Annotated in this window: 11 protein-coding genes; 4 read left to right on the top strand and 7 right to left on the bottom strand. The window is 72.2% G+C overall.

Annotation, left to right across the window (positions count from 1 at the left end; translation table 11 throughout):
- Positions 1–71: 71 nt before the first annotated feature.
- The gene (gene ychF / locus ACIRQY_RS04270) at positions 72–1,160 is read left to right on the top strand and encodes a redox-regulated ATPase YchF (protein ID WP_351792704.1); all 1,089 of its coding nucleotides are present in this window, start codon (positions 72–74) and stop codon (positions 1,158–1,160) included.
- A gap of 133 nt (positions 1,161–1,293) precedes the next feature.
- Here the strand turns inward: ychF and ACIRQY_RS04265 are convergent, their stop codons facing one another.
- From ACIRQY_RS04265 to ACIRQY_RS04235, 7 genes are all read right to left on the bottom strand, one after another.
- Positions 1,294–1,557, bottom strand: a complete 264-nt coding sequence (locus ACIRQY_RS04265) for a type II toxin-antitoxin system RelE/ParE family toxin (protein WP_403922406.1) — start codon at positions 1,555–1,557, stop codon at positions 1,294–1,296.
- Complete coding sequence (locus tag ACIRQY_RS04260) at positions 1,550–1,819, bottom strand: type II toxin-antitoxin system Phd/YefM family antitoxin (RefSeq protein WP_019434848.1); 270 nt, start codon at positions 1,817–1,819, stop codon at positions 1,550–1,552. Before ACIRQY_RS04260 ends, ACIRQY_RS04265 begins: the two co-directional genes overlap by 8 nt.
- Before the next feature lie 180 nt (positions 1,820–1,999).
- Positions 2,000–3,169: a hypothetical protein gene (locus ACIRQY_RS04255; protein ID WP_403922404.1), complete on the bottom strand. Its 1,170-nt coding sequence runs from the start codon at positions 3,167–3,169 to the stop codon at positions 2,000–2,002.
- 274 nt (positions 3,170–3,443) lie between these two features.
- Entirely contained in the window at positions 3,444–4,829 is a 1,386-nt protein-coding gene (locus ACIRQY_RS04250) for a hypothetical protein (protein WP_403922402.1), read from the bottom strand.
- Positions 4,826–6,856 carry a hypothetical protein gene (locus ACIRQY_RS04245; protein WP_403922400.1) on the bottom strand — a complete coding sequence of 677 codons (2,031 nt, stop codon included), beginning with the start codon at positions 6,854–6,856 and terminating at the stop codon, positions 4,826–4,828. The genes ACIRQY_RS04250 and ACIRQY_RS04245 overlap by 4 nt, the downstream gene beginning before the upstream one ends.
- Positions 6,853–7,647 (bottom strand): toll/interleukin-1 receptor domain-containing protein, encoded by a 795-nt coding sequence (locus ACIRQY_RS04240; protein ID WP_403922399.1) that lies wholly within the window; start codon positions 7,645–7,647, stop codon positions 6,853–6,855. Before ACIRQY_RS04240 ends, ACIRQY_RS04245 begins: the two co-directional genes overlap by 4 nt.
- A 289-nt stretch (positions 7,648–7,936) precedes the next feature.
- Positions 7,937–9,184: a helix-turn-helix domain-containing protein gene (locus tag ACIRQY_RS04235; protein ID WP_403922397.1), complete on the bottom strand. Its 1,248-nt coding sequence runs from the start codon at positions 9,182–9,184 to the stop codon at positions 7,937–7,939.
- 445 nt (positions 9,185–9,629) lie between these two features.
- Here ACIRQY_RS04235 and ACIRQY_RS04230 point away from each other — a divergent pair, with 445 nt between their 5' ends.
- The 3 genes from ACIRQY_RS04230 (at position 9,630) to ACIRQY_RS04220 (ending at position 16,316) form a co-directional block, all read left to right on the top strand.
- Positions 9,630–12,062, top strand: a complete 2,433-nt coding sequence (locus ACIRQY_RS04230; protein ID WP_403922395.1) for a DEAD/DEAH box helicase — start codon at positions 9,630–9,632, stop codon at positions 12,060–12,062.
- Between the two features lie 540 nt (positions 12,063–12,602).
- Positions 12,603–15,248: a BTAD domain-containing putative transcriptional regulator gene (locus tag ACIRQY_RS04225; RefSeq protein WP_351792685.1), complete on the top strand. Its 2,646-nt coding sequence runs from the start codon at positions 12,603–12,605 to the stop codon at positions 15,246–15,248.
- Between the two features lie 297 nt (positions 15,249–15,545).
- A complete protein-coding gene (locus tag ACIRQY_RS04220; RefSeq protein WP_403922393.1) occupies positions 15,546–16,316 on the top strand; it encodes a DUF4232 domain-containing protein in 771 nt (256 codons plus the stop codon).
- Positions 16,317–16,860 lie beyond the last annotated feature (544 nt).

Raw genomic sequence — 16,860 nt, 5'->3', positions numbered from 1 at the left:
CACTGGCCGGTTCGGCCCGCCCGTAAACTGGGGGATCGGCCCCCCGTCCACACCTTCAGGAAGTCGCCACCGTGTCGCTCACGATCGGAATCGTCGGTCTGCCGAATGTCGGCAAGTCGACCCTGTTCAACGCCCTGACCAAGAACGACGTACTGGCGGCCAACTACCCGTTCGCCACGATCGAGCCCAACGTCGGCGTCGTCGGCGTCCCGGACGCCCGTCTGACGAAGCTCGCCGAGATCTTCGGCTCGCAGCGCGTCCTCCCGGCGACGGTCGACTTCGTCGACATCGCGGGCATCGTGCGCGGCGCGAGCGAGGGCGAGGGCCTGGGCAACAAGTTCCTCGCGAACATCCGCGAGTCGGACGCGATCTGCCAGGTCATCCGCGCCTTCAAGGACGAGAACGTCGTCCACGTCGACGGCAAGGTCTCGCCGAAGGACGACATCGAGACGATCAACACGGAGCTGATCCTCGCGGACCTCCAGACGATCGAGAAGGTCCTGCCGCGCCTCCAGAAGGAGTCGCGGATCAAGAAGGACGTGGCGCCCAAGGTCGCGGCGGTCGAGGCGGCCCAGGCGATCCTGGAGCGCGGTGACACGCTCTTCTCGCAGGGCATCGTCCAGGGCACGGAGAAGACGGAGCTCCTGCACGACCTGCACCTGCTCACGACCAAGCCCTTCCTCTACGTGTTCAACGTGGACGAGGAGGAGCTGACGGACGAGGCGTTCAAGGCGGAGCAGAGCGCGCTGGTCGCCCCGGCGGAGGCGATCTTCCTCAACGCGAAGCTGGAGCAGGACCTCGCGGAGCTGGACGAGGAGGACGCCATGGAGCTCCTCCAGTCGGTCGGCGCGGAGGAGCCGGGCCTGGCCACCCTCGCCCGCGTGGGCTTCGCGACCCTGGGCCTCCAGACCTACCTGACGGCGGGCCCGAAGGAGTCCCGCGCCTGGACGATCAAGCAGGGCGCGACGGCCCCGGAGGCGGCCGGTGTGATCCACACCGACTTCCAGAAGGGCTTCATCAAGGCCGAGGTCATCTCCTTCGCCGACCTCGTGGAAACCGGCTCGGTGGCCGACGCCCGCGCCGCCGGCAAGGCCCGCATGGAGGGCAAGGAGTACGTCATGCAGGACGGGGACGTGGTGGAGTTCCGCTTCAACGTGTGATCAGTCTGTTGCTGCACGCCAGGTGAACCGTCAAACGTGCAGGTCAGAAGGGGTCGACTCCTCCGGGAGTCGACCCCTTCGTCGTCACCGTGCTGGATGGGTGCTGGATATTCTGACGCCTGGTCAGCTGGGGTCAGGTGTCGTAAACGGTGGAGCGATGCCCGAGGTGTACCACCCAGATCACGAGCTCTCCGTTATCGATCGTGTAGACGACGCGGTAGTCGCCGACTCGCAGCCGACGGCGTTCCGGCTGCGACGTGAGCGCCGTGGTGTTGAAGCCGAGGGGATCGCTCTCCAGCTCGGTCAGCTTGGCCAGGATGCGCAGTGCCATGTCGCGGGGGATCTTCCGGAGCTCGGCCTGTGCCTCAGGGCGGAAGGCGGTCCGGTACTCACTCACCTCGCGCCAGCGTCTCCCTCATGATGTCCTCGATCGGGATGCCGGGTGCGGGGTTGGCCATGCGCTCGTCGATGATCCGGTTGATTTCGCGCTCTTCCCACTCCTGGTACTTGCGCAGCACCTCGATGGAGACGACGGCGGCGACTTCCTTGCCTCGGCGCGTGATCACTGTGGGTACGTCGTCGCGGTCCGCGCGCTCCACGACCTCCGCCAGGTGTGCGCGCACGTCGCGGATGGACTCTATGGGCAGCGGCTGCGTCATGCGCTCAAGCGTACCGAGTGTCCCATGTGTACACAATCCATGTCGGGAGGCCGGGAGGTCCGTCGGTGGAGTGAGGGGCTCTCTCGCGGCGTGGTGGTGCTGGATGGGCCGGATGGACTCGCACCGTGCTGGATGGGTGCTGGATGTCCTGACGCGATGTCGGCGGTGGCCGGTCGCGTCCTACCAGGTGGGCGGTTCGAGCATCGGCTCGAAGGCGGAGTCCTCCTCGTCGAGTACCCGTGGGAGGAAGCCGTCGGGGACGGTGCGGGCCGCGGTGGTGAGCAGGCGGTCCAGGACGTCCTCGTCGGTGGCCGGGGGGAGCCGGAGTGCGGCGAGGAGCCGGTCGCGTACGGCGGGATGGTCCGGGTGGTCGTCGAGGTAGTCGGAGTTGAGGACCGGGGGCCTCAGGCCTCCCAGGGCCTCGTGCCAGGACGGCAGGACGACGGCGAGGGTCAGGGCCTCGGCGAGGGATTCGGCGATGAGTGACGCCTGGCCCTCGGAGTCGGTGTAGAGCACCGGACGGGAGCCGTCGGGGGCGGCCGGGCCGCAGAGGTAGTGGGTGCCGCCTGCGTTGCACCCCGCGACGGGCTGCACCGGGAGGCCGTTGGGCAGTGCTATCGCTTCGATCGGGTCCGTGCGGGCGAGGTCGAACTCGCCGTCGCGGGACAGATAGGAAGCGGCCTCGGGATGCGCGGCGATCCTGCGGAGCAGCGCCTCGTCCGAGAGGGCGGCAGGGTTGAGGGCCTTGGCGAGCGCAGGGGTGACGGGGCGCCCGTCGAGGACGTGACGGATGGCGTCGAGGGCCACAGGACGCTCGTAATGGTCCTCGAAGTGGGCCTGGACGGCCTCCGGGGAGCGCTCCTTGAGGAGGCCGAACAGGAAGTCCGAGCCGTCCGGGTCCTCGCTTCCGGAGGGGAAGACGATGGCCGGGCCGGTCCGCCAGGCGGTGTCGCCCGTCTCCCGCCACAGGCAGACGGTGACCCGGGGGACGTCGATGCCTTCGTCGAAGAAGGCGGGTTCGTACAGGAGCGGGCGCAGCGAGGCGGGCACGTCGTCGATGACACCGGGCCAGACCCGCTCGTCGTCCGTCGCGTACGGGCTCATCGCCGATTCGTGGTCGAAGCCGCGTATGAGCACGCCCGCCGGGGTGAAGAGGACGGAGAAGTCGTCCCCCGAGCCGTTGTCCATGAGGGCTGCCTCCTGGCCGGGCCCCCAGGAGTCGTCGAAGCCGTAGTCGCAGAACCTGGGGTCGTCACCGATCGCCGCGTCCAGGACGGCCAGGGCGCGCAGATGGGCCCGGAGGCGGGCCGGGTCGGGAAGGAGGGCGGCGATCTCGTGCACGGTGCTCATGACGCCATGGAAGCAGCCACCACTGACATGGATACGCGTACGCGGGTTCCGGTGGTCGTGGCTCTGTCACTGACTGACAGTCGGGCGTCCGTCCCGGAAGCGACCGCGCCGCCTCCGGCCGATCCATGTGTCTCCGGTGCGGACCAGGTGGTGTCGACCGCAGGGGGGCGACTCTTCCGAGCCGCCCCCTGGTCCTCTCCGCGCCGGGACGATGCTCACGGCTCGCCGTGGTGCGGGCGGGAGACCGGACGAGGAGAGTGGTCCGCTCAGCCGGTCAGTCTCCGTTCCTGTCGTCTCCGTCGGCCCTGTGGCTCCGTTCGCTCCTGTTGTTGTCCTCGGTGCCGTCGTTCTCCTCCACCTCGATGTCCTCGACCCATGCGCGCCCTTCCGCAGGCCGGTGCGGGCTGTGGCCGGTGCCCCAGAAGTACGGGGGAGCCATGCCGTACTCGTCCGGCTCGTACCGGTTCTGGTCCTGCTCGAACACGCCGCTCTCCGAAGGCCCGGACTTGTGCCGGTCCTGGTCCCGCTCGCCCCTGCCGCTTTCCGAAGGCCCGGTCTCCGGATCCTCGCCCCCGCCCTCGTCCGGTGCGGGGAAGAAAGCCCTCCTGATCTCCTCGGCGGCCTCGTGCCGCCCCGTCGCTTCCAGATCCCGGATCACCCGCCGTACGAACACCGTGTACGCGTCCATGTCGGCCTTCAGGCCCACCGCCGCGAGCAGCAGGAGCAGCCGATCCGCTGCTCCTACCTCGGCCTCGCGGCCGTACGCCCCCGCTTCGGCCTCGTGGCCGTACATTCCCGCCTCCCGGCCGTACCCGTCCCACGAAGGACCGCCGACGGTTGCTTCACTGGGCGCGACCACGGGCGGGACGAGCAGGTGGCGGAAGAGCTCGGGCACCTCTTCGTCGTTGGCCGCCGCCGTGATCTGGGCGAGCGGGCCGATCATGGCGACCGCCTTGTCGATCTCGTTCTCGTGGCGGGCCAGCCACCAGACCACCGCGCTGCCCGGGCTCTTGAGCACGTCGTCACCGAGGTAGCGCCGCTTGTTGCGCTCGTGCTGACGCTCGTGTTCCCAGATCTCCTCGTCCTTGCGCAGGTCGTCCAGTTTCCGCAGGCGCTCGCGGTCGGCGGGGGCGAGGGTCAGCGTCACATCGGCGGCCATGGCCCTCACCCGTCCGCTGCGGTCCGGGAGCGGGACGCCCAGCTCCCCCTCCAGGAGGTACCGCGCGAAGCTCGCCCGGCCCGGTTCCTCATCGCGTACGACCTCCAGCGCCCGGCTGACCACCGAGGACGCGGCGAGAGCCGCGAAGGTGCCGTCGTACCGGTCGGTCTGCTCGGGGCCGGGTTTCCACCACACGGTGGCGGAGAAGAGGAAGTCGTAGCCGTCCACCGCGCTCGGCAGCCCCGCGTCGACCACCCGGGTCTCCCGGTACGGCTGCTCCGCCGGGGCCGCAGGCGGCTCGGGTTCCCCGTGGTCGTACGGATCGGCCGGGGCTCGTCCTCCGCTGAGGAGCGTCATCACGAGCAGCAGGGAGCCCGAGGCGGTGACCATGGACATGAAGCCCCACAGCCAGGCGGACCAGTGCTGGAGGTTTCCGATCACGGCCGGTGCGAGGCCGCAGAGAGCGACGAACAGCAGGCTGGCGACGCGGTGTCTCATCATGTCTCTTCCGTGGTCCGTGGTCCGGTGCCCGGACGGTTCGTACGGGCGTACTGCGCATGGTCGATGTGCTGCCAGAAGTGGTCGGCGACGGCCTCCCGGGAGGGATGGCGCGGGGACCGCAGCCAGTCGCTGGCGATGACGTAGAGACGGTGGAGGGCGACCGAGCGGCCGCGCGCGGCCCGGACCATCACGCCGAGGGCCATGCCCCGCGTGCTGTCGACGGCCACGGCGTCCAGCCAGCCGCGCACCAGCGGGTTCCAGAGCTCTGTCGGCGGCTGGGAGAAGACCGCGTCCCAGCCCTGGAACAGAACTGGCCACGGTGGCGGATCCGGTGTCCGTTCGCTCCCCAGCAGTTCGGTGAGCAGCCGGAGAGGGGACTCGGCCTCTCGCGGGTTCCGGCGGGCCCGGTTCCGCAGGTCCTCGACGAGCGGCCGGTAGAGCCTGCGGTCGCGCTCGACCAGGTCGAGAAGGGCCTTCCGGGCCTCGCTCGCGGCCTCCTCCCGCCGTAGGGCGAGGTAGCGGAGACGGACCATCGCCTGATGCGGGTGGGTCGGGCCGAGGCTCCGGAGACAGGCGATGCTGAGGACCCGGATGAGCCCGTTCGGCAAGTCGGTGGAGCGGACGCACTCGTACATGCGCTTGCGGAACCAGCCTCCCAACTTCTCGTGTTTGATGCCGAGTTCGAGGGCCGCCAGAGCCCGTGGCTCGCAGGTGGACCCGGTCGCGCTCTTCGCCCAGTGGACCACGAGGTCGAAGAGGTGGTCGGGCTGTCCGGCGGCCAGGGCCCGTTCGCCGAAGCGGAGCACGACGTTCGTGCGCTCGTCGACGGTCAGCCCGCTGAGCCCGGCCGCCCGGCCGATCCAGTCCCTGAAGTCGGCTCGCAGATGGGGAAAGTTGGTCCAGAAGTGCGCCCGCACGGCCTCGGCGTAGGCCAGCTGGCGGAAGCGGAGCCGCCCGTCCAGAGCCCGTTCGATCCCGAGCGACTCCAGATGCTCCCCGAAGTCCGTCCTCGCGAGCCCGTCCGCCGCCTCCTCCTCGTGCCGCACCGTCCGCATCAGGACGCGCCACGCCTCGTGGACGGTGTCGGCGTGGGTCTCCTCGAAGACCGACGCCGCGAGCAGCAGGGCCCGTTCGGGCGCGGTGCGGACCTCGGCCACCTGACCGCGTGCCTCGTCGGCGCGGTCCTTCACCGCGTGCATCGCCTGGTCGAGCCAGTCCGCGAAGCCGCCGCCGAACCTGCCGCTTTCGCGGGCGGTCCTCACCAGCCCCGCGAACCGGGCAAGTTCCCGCATCGGGGAGCGGTCGCACAGAAGCAGGAGTTCCGTGCCGCCCAGATCCTCGGGGCGGAAGGCCACCCGGTCCATCCGGAGGTACCGGGTGACGACGGCGATCCCACGGGGACGCCCGAGCTGCACCACGTGCGGCTGGAAGTCCGGTGCGAGGGCGTGCCCGAGCCCCGACGGCAGCACGGCGACGAGGTGCGCCCCCGCCTCCCGCACCTGGGACCGGCGCAGGGCCAGGAGGCGCTGGGCCTGTATGTATGCGGCCTCTTCGGTGATGGCGGAGAGGTCGAGGAGGAAGCGGTCGCCTTCACGCGGGGCGAAGTGGTCCTCGCCCTCGTCCCGGGCGGGAAGCTCCTCGAACCGGACGTCCCCCTCGTGGGCGCCGCCGTCCTCACCGAGCTCGTGCAGCAGCATCAGGGCCGCCGCCCGACGGCCGCTGCCCGGCGAGGCCGTCAGGAACACCGTCGATCCGGGCTTCTCCAGCCGCTCGGCGGCGACGCGGTACTCCGGGGGCGGGACGAACCGGTCCGCCAGGTACACCCTGTCCTCACGGACGATCCGAAGGGACTCGGCCCCGCGTCGGACCCGCCGATGGGTAGCGGTGGGGTAGAAGTGGTTGTGCTGGGCCCCCGCGCCGTTGTTCACCGGGCCGCTCGGGTCGTTGACGGTGACGTGTTCCCACGCCCACTCCCATGCCCCCTCCGGTTCCCGTTCCGGATCCCGCTCCCGCCCCTGCTCCGTCATCGTCCGTCGTCCGAACGCCGACGCTCGCGCTCGAAACGCTGGTGGACCGTGCCACTGTTGTCGCCCGCGGTGAACTGGACGCCGGTGTTGTCGCCCTCGAAGTGCGGAGCGTTGTACTGGTGGCCCCGGCCGGTGTTCACCGGGCCCTGCGGCTTGTTGACGAACGTGCCGGACAGATCCCCGTTGAGGTTCCCGATGCCGCCGTCCACCCGCTGGTCGACATCGCGCGTCCGCATCCTGGTGTGTCCTGAGTCCCGGTCCGACTCTTCGCGGAACTGTGCCTCCTTGCGATCCCTTGCCGTCTGGCCGTCGCGGTCCGACGAGTTCAGCTCGGGCAGCAGCCGGACGAGCGTGTCGCCGAGCGCCGTCAGGTCCGACCCCGCGTTGCGGTGGTCGAACCGCTTGTACTGGCAGTCCGCCAGTTCCCACAGATCCTCCGGGAGGGCCGTGCGGTCGATCCGCGTGGCCTTGCCGACGAGTACGGGAATCACCAGGGCTCCACGGTCCAGCGCGGTACGGATCTCACGACGGGTCCAGTCCTGCTCGGCTTCGATGGCGGGACGGCCGTCCGCCCCGCGCACCTCCGCCCAGCGCGGGCCGATCACGGCGAGGAGTGCCTCGCACTTCTCCATGGCCTTGACCAGTTCCGAGGGGAAGCGGCGTCCGGGCGCGATCGAGTTGCTGGCGAAGAAGATCCGGTCCTCACCGAACCGCCGGGTGAGCTCCCGGGCGATCATGGCGGCTGCGGACTCCTCGTCGCCCGTCCGGTAGTTGACGAAGACATCGGTCATGAGGGTTTCCTCCGTGAGAGGTGGATGACAGGTGTGGTCCGGACGTGAGGCCGCCCGGCCATGACGCTCCGGCCGCGCGCGGGCATGGCGCGTCCGGAGGCCGTGGGAAGGGGGCGGCGCGGTGCCGGGGTCATGGGCTGTGGAGCCCCCTGGGGCGCCGGTTGCGATGTGGCGCGGCAGAGGGAAGCGCGGAAGGCCCCGTCAGGAGTTCTGGATCCCGGAAGGCCCGGGAAACCGGCCGGTCCGGCGAGCCCGACGGCTCAAGCCGGTGCGGTTCGTGGGGGTGGTGTCAGCCGTGTGAGGGAGCGAGAGCCCGCGCCAGCGCCGGCTGCAGGTCGTGGACGGCCTGGCTGCTCCGGAACCTGGAGAGTTCCCGTGTGAGCCGCCGGACGTCGCTGTTCACCGTCGCGGAGGGCACGGCCGGCATCACTCCGAGGAACTCCCCGGCGATCGCGCACGCGTGCTCGACCTCTCCGGAGGCGGCGTGGGCCAGGGCCCTGCGGAAGCCGTAGCGGGCGCGGGTCCGGAGCGCGTGCGGAGGGAGGCGGCGGCACTCACGGTCGAGGATCTCGGCGGCGGCCCTGGGGCGACCGAGGTCGTACAGGCACCAGCCGGTCGTCATTGCCGCCGGATCGCTCACGTGGGTGGTGCCGATCACGGGCTCGGTACCGCTGCGGGCGTCGTCGGAGGCGAGGAGTTCCCGCGCCCTGTCGAGGCTGTGGAGGCAGTCGCGCTCGTTGCCGATGAGCGCGTGTCCCTGTGCCTCCCGCTGGGCGGCGAGCCCCCGGATGCGTGGGGGAAGCCCGCTGCTCTGGGCTTGGCGGGCCAGGGCGACAGTGCCTGCGGCGTCCCCGTCGTAGAACGTGACCAGGGCGCGTCGCACGAGTGCGTAGGAGCTGAGGTGCGGATCGCCTCCGGCGCGCGCCAGTTCAGCTGCCTCTCCGGTCCAGCCGAGCGCCGCGTCGCTGTTCCCGGCCTCCTGGGCCATCCAGCCGGTGAACTCCGCGAACCGGGAGGCGAGCAGGAGTGCGGGGGCCCTCGCGGGGGACGCCGCGCTGGCTGCCAGCCCGGTCACTGTGCGTGTCTGCGCCTCCAGCAGGGGAAGCAGGGCCTTCGGCGCGGTGGACTGCCCGAGCTTGCGCAGCTGGTCGAACTGCATCCGGAAGGAGGGGAGGAGCGGGTCGGCGACGGCGGGGAGTGCCTGGCCACCGAGCGTCAGGCCGAGATCGATCAGCGCCCCCGTACCCGCGGCGAGGACCTCTCGGCGCCCGACGGCCCAAGGGCTCGGGGTGGCGGCGGGCTCGGGCGTGTCCTGTTCCGCCTCGGAGCGGATGGCCAGGCGCTGCAGCTCGCCGTTCGCACCGAGAAAGGCGTCACACCGCCGTGCCAGTTCGAGGGACGCGGACCGCTCCCCCCGTTCGACCTTGCTGAGGTGTCCTTTGTCGTAGTTGAGCGCTACGGAGAACTCGGTCAGGGAAAGCCTCGCTTCCTGTCGTAAGCGGCGAAGTTCGGGGCCGAAAGGCTGAGTTGTGCTCATCATTGACCTCCTCTTGAACAGTGACCGTGAGAGCCGTGCACCTCACAGGGAACTTCCGTCCGACGTTCACTGGAGCACGCGGCGACCGGCGTGCTGAACACCCAGCGTGACGACGGAGTCGCATTTCGCGTCCGGGAGTGAGTCTGGCACGAGGCGTGCCTCAGGAATCGGGGTTCGGCGGGGTTGCCTGTTGCCTCTTCCGCTTCTCCTTTCCTTGCGATCTGCCGCTCGTCGTGAACGGATTCGGTCACGGGCGGGACGAACTGATCGAACAGGACAAGGCCGGGCTGTGTGTTCTCGGGTTGGCGCGGGATCGCGGAGGTCCCGGGGCTGCCTGGCTTCGGGGTGGGGACCGGGGGCTGTCGGTGGTGGGTGGGACGATGCGCGGGACGGGAGAGAGGGGGACGGTGTGGGGCGTAGGGAGCGGGAGGTTGTCGCTCGGGGGGTGCGGCTGGGGGAGGGGGCTCGGGCGGTCGCCGGGGATCACGGGCGGGCCGTCGGGGTCGTACGGGAGGCGCTCCGGCCCCTCCATGAGGCTGCCGTCCGGCGGGAGCTGGACGCCATCCCCCTCGCCCGGCTCCAGGACGCCACCGGGGGGCGCCTCCGGGTGGGGAACGTCGAGAAGAGCGGGCTCCGCACCGTCGGGGACCTCCTCGGCGAGCTGCCCCACCGGCTCCGGCGGATACCCGGTGTCGGGCAGCGCACCGCCGACCAACTCATAGCCTCCGCACGCCAGTTCGCCGAAGCCGTCGACGAGACGGTTGCCATCCACATCGACGTGGACCGGCCGGACCCTGGCACCACCGCGCTTCTCGCCGCCCTGCACGTCCTGGTCGAGGCCGGTCCCGACGCCCGGCGCGCGGTGGACCGGGCCGCCGCCCTGACCGGCCGTCTCGACCCCCTCCTCGCCGCCGCCCGGCCCGTCGCCGGACGGTTCCGGATGCTCCTGGCCGGCCGGGAGGGGCGGGCCCGCGCCCTGGAGGCCGTAGCCGAGCTGCGTGTCCTGACGGACGAGGCCGAGGAGTCCGGCCTGCCCGGTCTCTTCGCCCAGGCGTCCGTGGACCTGCTGCGCGGGCTCCCTTCCGACGCCGCCGCCCTGGTCGACTTCGAGCTGCGTTCCGCCGAGTACTACGGGCTCCTCGCGGAGGTCTCCAGCCGTCTGCCCGACCCGGCCGCCGCCGAGGGCTTCCTGCCGGAGGCGGTCGCCGAGCGGGTACGCGCCCAGCGCCTCGACGACACCCACCGCCGGGTCTCGCTGCGCGGCTACCAGTCCTTCGGCGCCCGGTTCGTCCTCGCGCAGCGCAAAGTGCTGCTCGGCGACGAGATGGGCCTCGGGAAGACCATCCAGGCCATCGCCGTCCTCGCCCACCTGGCCGCCGAGGGGCAGAGCCACTTCATGGTCGTCTGCCCGGCCGGTGTCCTGGTGAACTGGACCCGGGAGATCGAGGCCCGCAGCACCCTGCGCGTCACGCTCCTCCACGGACCCGACCGCCACCGGGCCTTCGCCGACTGGAAGGGGCACGGCGGGGTCGGCGTGACCACCTTCGACGCGCTCCGGGGTTTCCCCCCGCCGGGCGGCGGTGAGATCGGGCTGCTCGTCGTCGACGAGGCCCACTCCGTGAAGAACCCCCTGGCCAAACGCTCCCAGGCGGTCGCCCTGTGGACCGAGCGCTGCGAACGCGGCCTCTTCATGACGGGCACCCCGATGGAGAACCGCGTCGACGAGTTCCGCAGCCTCGTCCGGATGCTCGACCCCGAGGTCGCGGACGCCCTCGACGGGCGGGACTCCACCGGCGGGCGGGACTCCACCGGCGGACCGAAGGCCCTCGGCGGCCGGAAATCCCCCGGCGTGCGGGAGTCGTCCCGTGGGAAGGGCTCCCTCGGCGGCCGGGCCGCCCCCACCCACTCGGCCGCCCCCACCGACTCGGCCGCCCCCACCGACTCGGCCGCCCCCACCGACTCGGTCGCCTTCCGCCGGGCCGTCGCTCCCGTCTATCTGCGCCGCAACCAGAAGGACGTGCTCACCGAACTGCCCAGCCTCCAGCGGACCGACGAGTGGGAGCGGCTGAGCGGCCCCGACGAGGAGGCCTACCGCGAGGCCGTCCGCGCGGGCGGCTTCATGGCCATGCGCCGGGCCGCGTACGCCCGTCCCGCGACCTCGGCCAAGCTGGACCGGCTCCGGGAGATCGTGCGGGAGGCCGGGGAGAACGGGCAGAAGACGGTGGTCTTCTCCTGCTTCAAGGACGTGCTCGACGCGGTCGGCGGGATCCTCGCCGATCCATCCGGCGACGGTCGCGGTGGCGGCTCCGGCGACGGTTCCGCCGGTGGTTCCGGCGCCCGTTCCCGTGGCGGTTCCGCCGGGGCTTCCTCCGGCCGTTCCGGTGGTGGCGCTTCGGGGTCCGGTCCCGTGTCCGGTCCGGCGTTCGGCCCCGTGTTCGGTCCGCTCGCCGGGAGCGTTCCCGCCGTCCGGCGGCAGCAGCTCGTCGACGACTTCTCCGCCGTCCGCGGCCCCGCGGTGCTCCTCGCACAGATCCAGGCGGGCGGTGTCGGCCTCAACCTCCAGGCCGCGTCCGTCGTCGTCCTCTGCGAGCCGCAGATCAAGCCCACCCTGGAGCACCAGGCGGTGGCCAGGGCCCATCGCATGGGACAGGTCCGGCCCGTACGGGTGCACCGGCTGCTCGCCATCGGGGGAGTCGACGAGCGCATGGTGCGGATGCTGGAGGACAAGACCCGGCTGTTCGACGCGTACGCCCGGCGTTCCGCCGTGGCCGAGGCCACCCCGGACGCGGTCGACGTCACCGATGTCGAGCTGGCCCGCCGGATCGTCGAGGACGAACAGGCCCGGCTGAGCGCGGAGACCGGCGCCCCGGGAGCCTGAGGGCCGGAGCCCCGGCCCGGGGCCTTGCCTTCCTCGGCTTGCCTGGTTTCCCCTGTTTCCCCTGTTTCCCCGGGTCCCGGCTTCCCCCCCCGGACCTCTGGACCCAGCCGCCGCGCCCCCCAGTCGCCGCGCCCCCCAATCCGCCGCGCCCCCGACCCTTCAGCCCACGCCCCCCGAACCCCGATCCTCACCCTCCTCCCGGTCCGCCCGCCTGACCTCGACTTCCCAGACTCGCGGGACCTCGGACCCGGGCCCGCCCCCGAGTCCCGGGGGTCGAGGCCTGCCCCCGACACCCGCCCCCAGAAGGCCCAAAACACCCCGTACCGCCTCCGTGTCGCCCTCCGTCCCCCGCCCCGACCCCGGGCCGTGATCGTCCGGAAACGCTCCGGTACCGGGCCGGTGCGGCCCCTCCCGTTCCCCTCCGCTGTTATTCGGCCGAGGCGGGTCCGCCGGGGTCACCGGGGCGCGGGCGGGCCCCGTGTCCCACGTATCCTCGACTGCTGGGGAAGGGGACGGGGGAAAGACCGCGGAGGTGTATTGGTGGAGTTCCGGCTGCTCGGATCCGTTGCGCTGGTGACGGAGGGCGGGGACGTTGCCCTGGGGCCCGCCAAGCGGTCCAGCCTCCTCGTGATGCTTCTGCTGCGCCCCAACAGCGCTGTGAACACACAGCAGTTGATCGACGCACTGTGGGAGGAGGAGCCGCCCACCCACGCCAAGACCGTGCTCCAGGGGCATGTCTCGCGGTTGCGGGCGCTGCTCGCCGAGCACGGCGCGGAGGCGTACGGGGTCGAGCTGGCCACCCAGGGCTCGGCGTATGTGCTGCGGATGCCCGAATCGCTCGTCGACGCCCACCGGTTCGAGGAACTCGTCGGACTCGCCGGGGTGCAGCGCAGACCCGCCGACGCCGTACGGATGCTCCGCGAGGCCCTCTCGTACTGGCAGGGGCCCGCGCTCACCGGGACCGTGCACAGCCGTCCCCTCGAAGCCGCCGCTGGGGGTCTCGAAGAGCTGCGGCTGGCCTCGGTGGAGGCGCTGGCGGCGGCGTACGGCGAACTGGGCGAGCACGCCAGGGCCGCCGCCGTGCTGCGGACCGAGGCCGTCGCGCACCCCCTGCGGGAGTCCCTGGCCGCCGCGCTGATGCTGGCCCTCGGCCGCTCCGGGCGGCAGTCCGACGCGATCGACTGGTACCACAGGACCCGGCGGCTGCTCGCCGAGGAGCTGGGCGTGGACCCCGGCGAGACCCTCAGCGAGGCGTACGCGACGCTGCTGAGGTCCGCCGAGCCGGTGCCCGCGCCGGGCCCCGCCGCCCCCGCCGAGGCCCCCGCGCCGGAGGGCCTGCCCCGGGCGCCGCGCGGTTTCACCGGGCGCGGCTACGAACTGGCCGTGCTCGACCGGACCGTGCGCGGCGGTGACGGCCCGGTCTGCCTGGTCACCGGGCCCGCCGGGGTCGGCAAGACGGCGTTCGCGGTCCACTGGGCGTACGAGCGCCGCTCCGACTACCCCGACGGCCGGCTCTTCGCCGACCTGCGCGGTTTCAGCGACACCCCGGCGCCCGAGACCGCCGCCGTGCTGCGGGAGTTCCTGCTCGCCCTGGGCGTCCCGCCGCGCCGCATCCCGGAGGCCGTGGAGGCGCGGGGCGCGCTGTTCCGGTCCCTGACGGCGGGCCGCAGACTGCTCGTCCTGCTCGACAACGCGCGCTCGTCCGAGCAGGTCAGGCCGCTGCTGCCGGGCGGCGACCACTGCACCACCCTGGTCACGAGCCGGGACCGGCTCGGCGGTCTCGTGGCCTCCGACGCGGCCCGGCCCGTACCCCTCGGGCTGCTGCCCCCGGCCGACTCCGCCGCGCTCCTGACCACGGTCCTCGGCGGGGAACGGGTCGCGGCCGAACCCGTCGCCGCCGCGCGGCTCGCCGGGCTCTGCGACGGGCTGCCGCTCGCGCTGCGGGTGACGGCGGCCCGGCTGGCCGAACGGCCGCGCTGGACGCTGGACGCGATGGTCGGTGAACTCGCCGACGAACAGGGCCGGTTGATGCTGCTGGACATCGAGGACCGGGGAGTGTCGGCGGCGCTGCGGCTCACCGTCCAGCAACTGCCCGAGTCCGCGGCCCGGCTGTTCCGGGCGATCGGTCTGCACACCGGGTCCGATCTGGACCGGTTTGCGGCGGGCGCGCTCGCCGGGACCTCGCCCGCGCAGGCGTCCGCCGATCTGGACCGGCTGGCCGCCGCCCATCTGCTCACCGAGTCGGTGCCCGGCCGCTGGATGCCGCACGACCTGGTGCGCCTGTACGCCCGGCACCTCGCTGAGGACGCCGACCCGGAGGGGCTGCCCCGGCTCTTCGACCACTACCTGTACACCGGGCTCGCGGCGGACGCCGCCGCCGAGCCGGGCTCCCAGCCCTGCTATTCGCTGCCCGCCGACGCCCGGCGGCCCGCCGCCACCCGGGAGTTCGAGGACCGTACGGCGGCCCTCGACTGGTACGTGGCGGAGCGCGTCGCCCTGGAGGGCGCGGTGACCGCCGCCGCGTCCCTCGGCCTGCACGACCGGGCCTGGCGGCTCGCCCTGCTGCAGTGGCCGCTGATGCTGATGCGGATAGGGGACGGCTGGACACCGCTCCTGAAGGCGGGGCTGGCCTCCGCCGAGCACATCGCCGACCTGGACGCGCAGTCCCGGGTGCGGGCGCTGCTGGGCTGGATCCTGCACGCGGAGGGCCGGAACGCGGAGGCGCTCGTCCACCTGGAGAAGGCACCCGGTCTCGCCGCCCGGGTCGGCGACACGATCAGCGAGACCATCGCGTACGTCAACTACGCCGCCGTCCTGGACGCGACGGGGGAGCACGAGCGGGCCGGGCTGCTGATGGTGCACGCGGTCTCCCTCGCCGACCGGATCGGGCACCCGTCCACCCAGGTGCTGTCCCTCCAGCACCTGGCGGCGCACTGCCTGAAGGCCGGGGACTTCGAGGCGGCGCTCGCGCACACCCTGCGCGCGGGGGAACTCGTCGCGCCGGAGTCGGTGGTCGTCCAGGCCCAGCTGCAGATCGTCAGGGGCGAGGCGCTGGCGGGCTCCGGCCGCCTCGAAGAGGCCGCCGACCAGCTGGAACAGGCGATCGTGGCGTCCGAGGCGGCGGGTTTCCCGGAGGGGTCGGCGCGGGCCGCCGCACACCTCTCCCGGCTGACGGCGGATCGCTAGAGACGCTCTCCCATGGCTGGCGGCGGATCGTCGGCGCCGTCCTCTCGTGGTCGACGGCGGATCGTCTGTGGTGCTCTCTCATGGCTGACGGTGGATCGTCCGTGGTGCTCTTTCGTGGCCGACCGTGGATCGTCCGTGGTGCTCCCTCACCGCTGACGGTGGATCGTCCGCGCCGCTCTTTCACCGCTGACAGCGGATCGTTAGCACCGCGCAAGCGGGACGGCAGTGCGGCGCCGGAAGCTGAACGAGGCCCACCACTCGGAGAGGGCTCGTACCGCGTCACGGGGGAGAACCACCATGCGTCACCACCACAAGTCCGTCGTCCTGGCCGCCGCGGCCGTCGCCGCCCTCTCGCTCGGTCTCACCGCCTGCGGCGGGGACGGCGCCACCGGCGCCAAGGATGCGGGCAATGCCTCCGCGCAGGCGCCCACGGGCGCCACCGGCGACAAGGCCACCACCGCGGGTGCGACGGACCAGGCCGCGGCGAAGAGCGGCGGCTCGGGCTCCACCGGCGCTACCGGCGCCTCGACGAGCGGCTCGACCGACGGCGGCAGCGGCTCGAAGGGCTCCACGGCCGGTTCCACGGGCGGCTCCTCCACCGGCTCGTCCACCGGCGGCGGTTCGTCCACCGGCAAGGCCCCGGCCTGCGCCTACAACGACATCAAGGTCACGGCGGCGAAGGCCGACGAGGTCCCGACCGAGCACATCGTGCTCACCGCCACCAACGTCTCGGGCCGCGCCTGCACCCTCCTGAAGTACCCGCTGCTCGCCTTCGGCCCGATCCAGACCGCGAAGGACGTTCCGGCGGTCGCCAAGAGCAGGCCCGCGGCCCCGGTCGTCCTGCGGCCCGGCGCCCCCGCGTACGCCAACGTCCGCGTCTCGCTCGGCGGGGTCCACGAGAACAACAAGGTCGTGAAGGAGTTCAACGTGAACCTCTTCGCCGCCGGGGGCCCGGCCGAGGGCAGCGTCGTGGTGAAGGCACCGGCCGGTGGCCTGGCCGTCGACGAGTCCGCCGCGAAGACGGGTTACTGGACCGAGGAACTGCGCAACGGCGCCGACGAGTTCTGATCCGGCCGTTCTCGTACGGTCGGATCCCGGCCGCCGTATCGGCCCCGGCGTCCGGCCCGCGCGTGCTCCCGGCCCTCGCCCCCGCCTCCTTCCCGGTCCTCGCCCCCGTGGCGCCCGGGTCTCGTCCCCGCCCTGCCCAGGGACTCGCTTCCGCCCCGCCCAGGACCCGCTTCGGGTCCCGCGCGGGGCGGTGGCGCGTAACGCCCCCGTGAATTACCCCGTGACGGATGGGGCGAGAGGGGCGCCAGATGGCTCGGCTGCGCCGGGTGTCCGGAGAGCGGTGCTGTGCGGTGAAGCGCCAGGTGAGCGCGTGCCCGGTGGGTCCCGAACGGCGACCGGGGCACCCATCGGCGATCTGGCGCATCGTCATGTCCGGTGTGTGGCACGGGTGTTGCGGAATGTCGGGCGCTCTTGTGGGTTTCCTATGGATCAGTCAATCTTTCGGTCATCAGCCGGTCAAGCGAGACGGTGCGAGCCTCGCATCGCCTTGTCATGAGCCTGCTAAAAAGTGACCACCATGCCCGTGTGCACCTCTGGTTCCCCC

Origin of the sequence: Streptomyces sp. NPDC101490, from assembly GCF_044767145.1 — a bacterium.
In the GTDB taxonomy this organism is placed as follows: Bacteria; Actinomycetota; Actinomycetes; order Streptomycetales; family Streptomycetaceae; genus Streptomyces.
This window is presented reverse-complemented; position numbering and strand designations above follow the sequence as displayed.

Coding starts and splice junctions, on each gene's coding strand:
- ACIRQY_RS04245 (WP_403922400.1), bottom strand. CDS start 6,856: ATGACGGAGCAGGGGCGGGAGCGGGATCCGGAACGGGAACCGGAGGGG.
- ACIRQY_RS04220 (WP_403922393.1), top strand. CDS start 15,546: ATGCGTCACCACCACAAGTCCGTCGTCCTGGCCGCCGCGGCCGTCGCC.
- ACIRQY_RS04240 (WP_403922399.1), bottom strand. CDS start 7,647: ATGACCGATGTCTTCGTCAACTACCGGACGGGCGACGAGGAGTCCGCA.
- ACIRQY_RS04255 (WP_403922404.1), bottom strand. CDS start 3,169: ATGAGCACCGTGCACGAGATCGCCGCCCTCCTTCCCGACCCGGCCCGC.
- ACIRQY_RS04250 (WP_403922402.1), bottom strand. CDS start 4,829: ATGATGAGACACCGCGTCGCCAGCCTGCTGTTCGTCGCTCTCTGCGGC.
- ACIRQY_RS04235 (WP_403922397.1), bottom strand. CDS start 9,184: ATGAGCACAACTCAGCCTTTCGGCCCCGAACTTCGCCGCTTACGACAG.
- ACIRQY_RS04260 (WP_019434848.1), bottom strand. CDS start 1,819: ATGACGCAGCCGCTGCCCATAGAGTCCATCCGCGACGTGCGCGCACAC.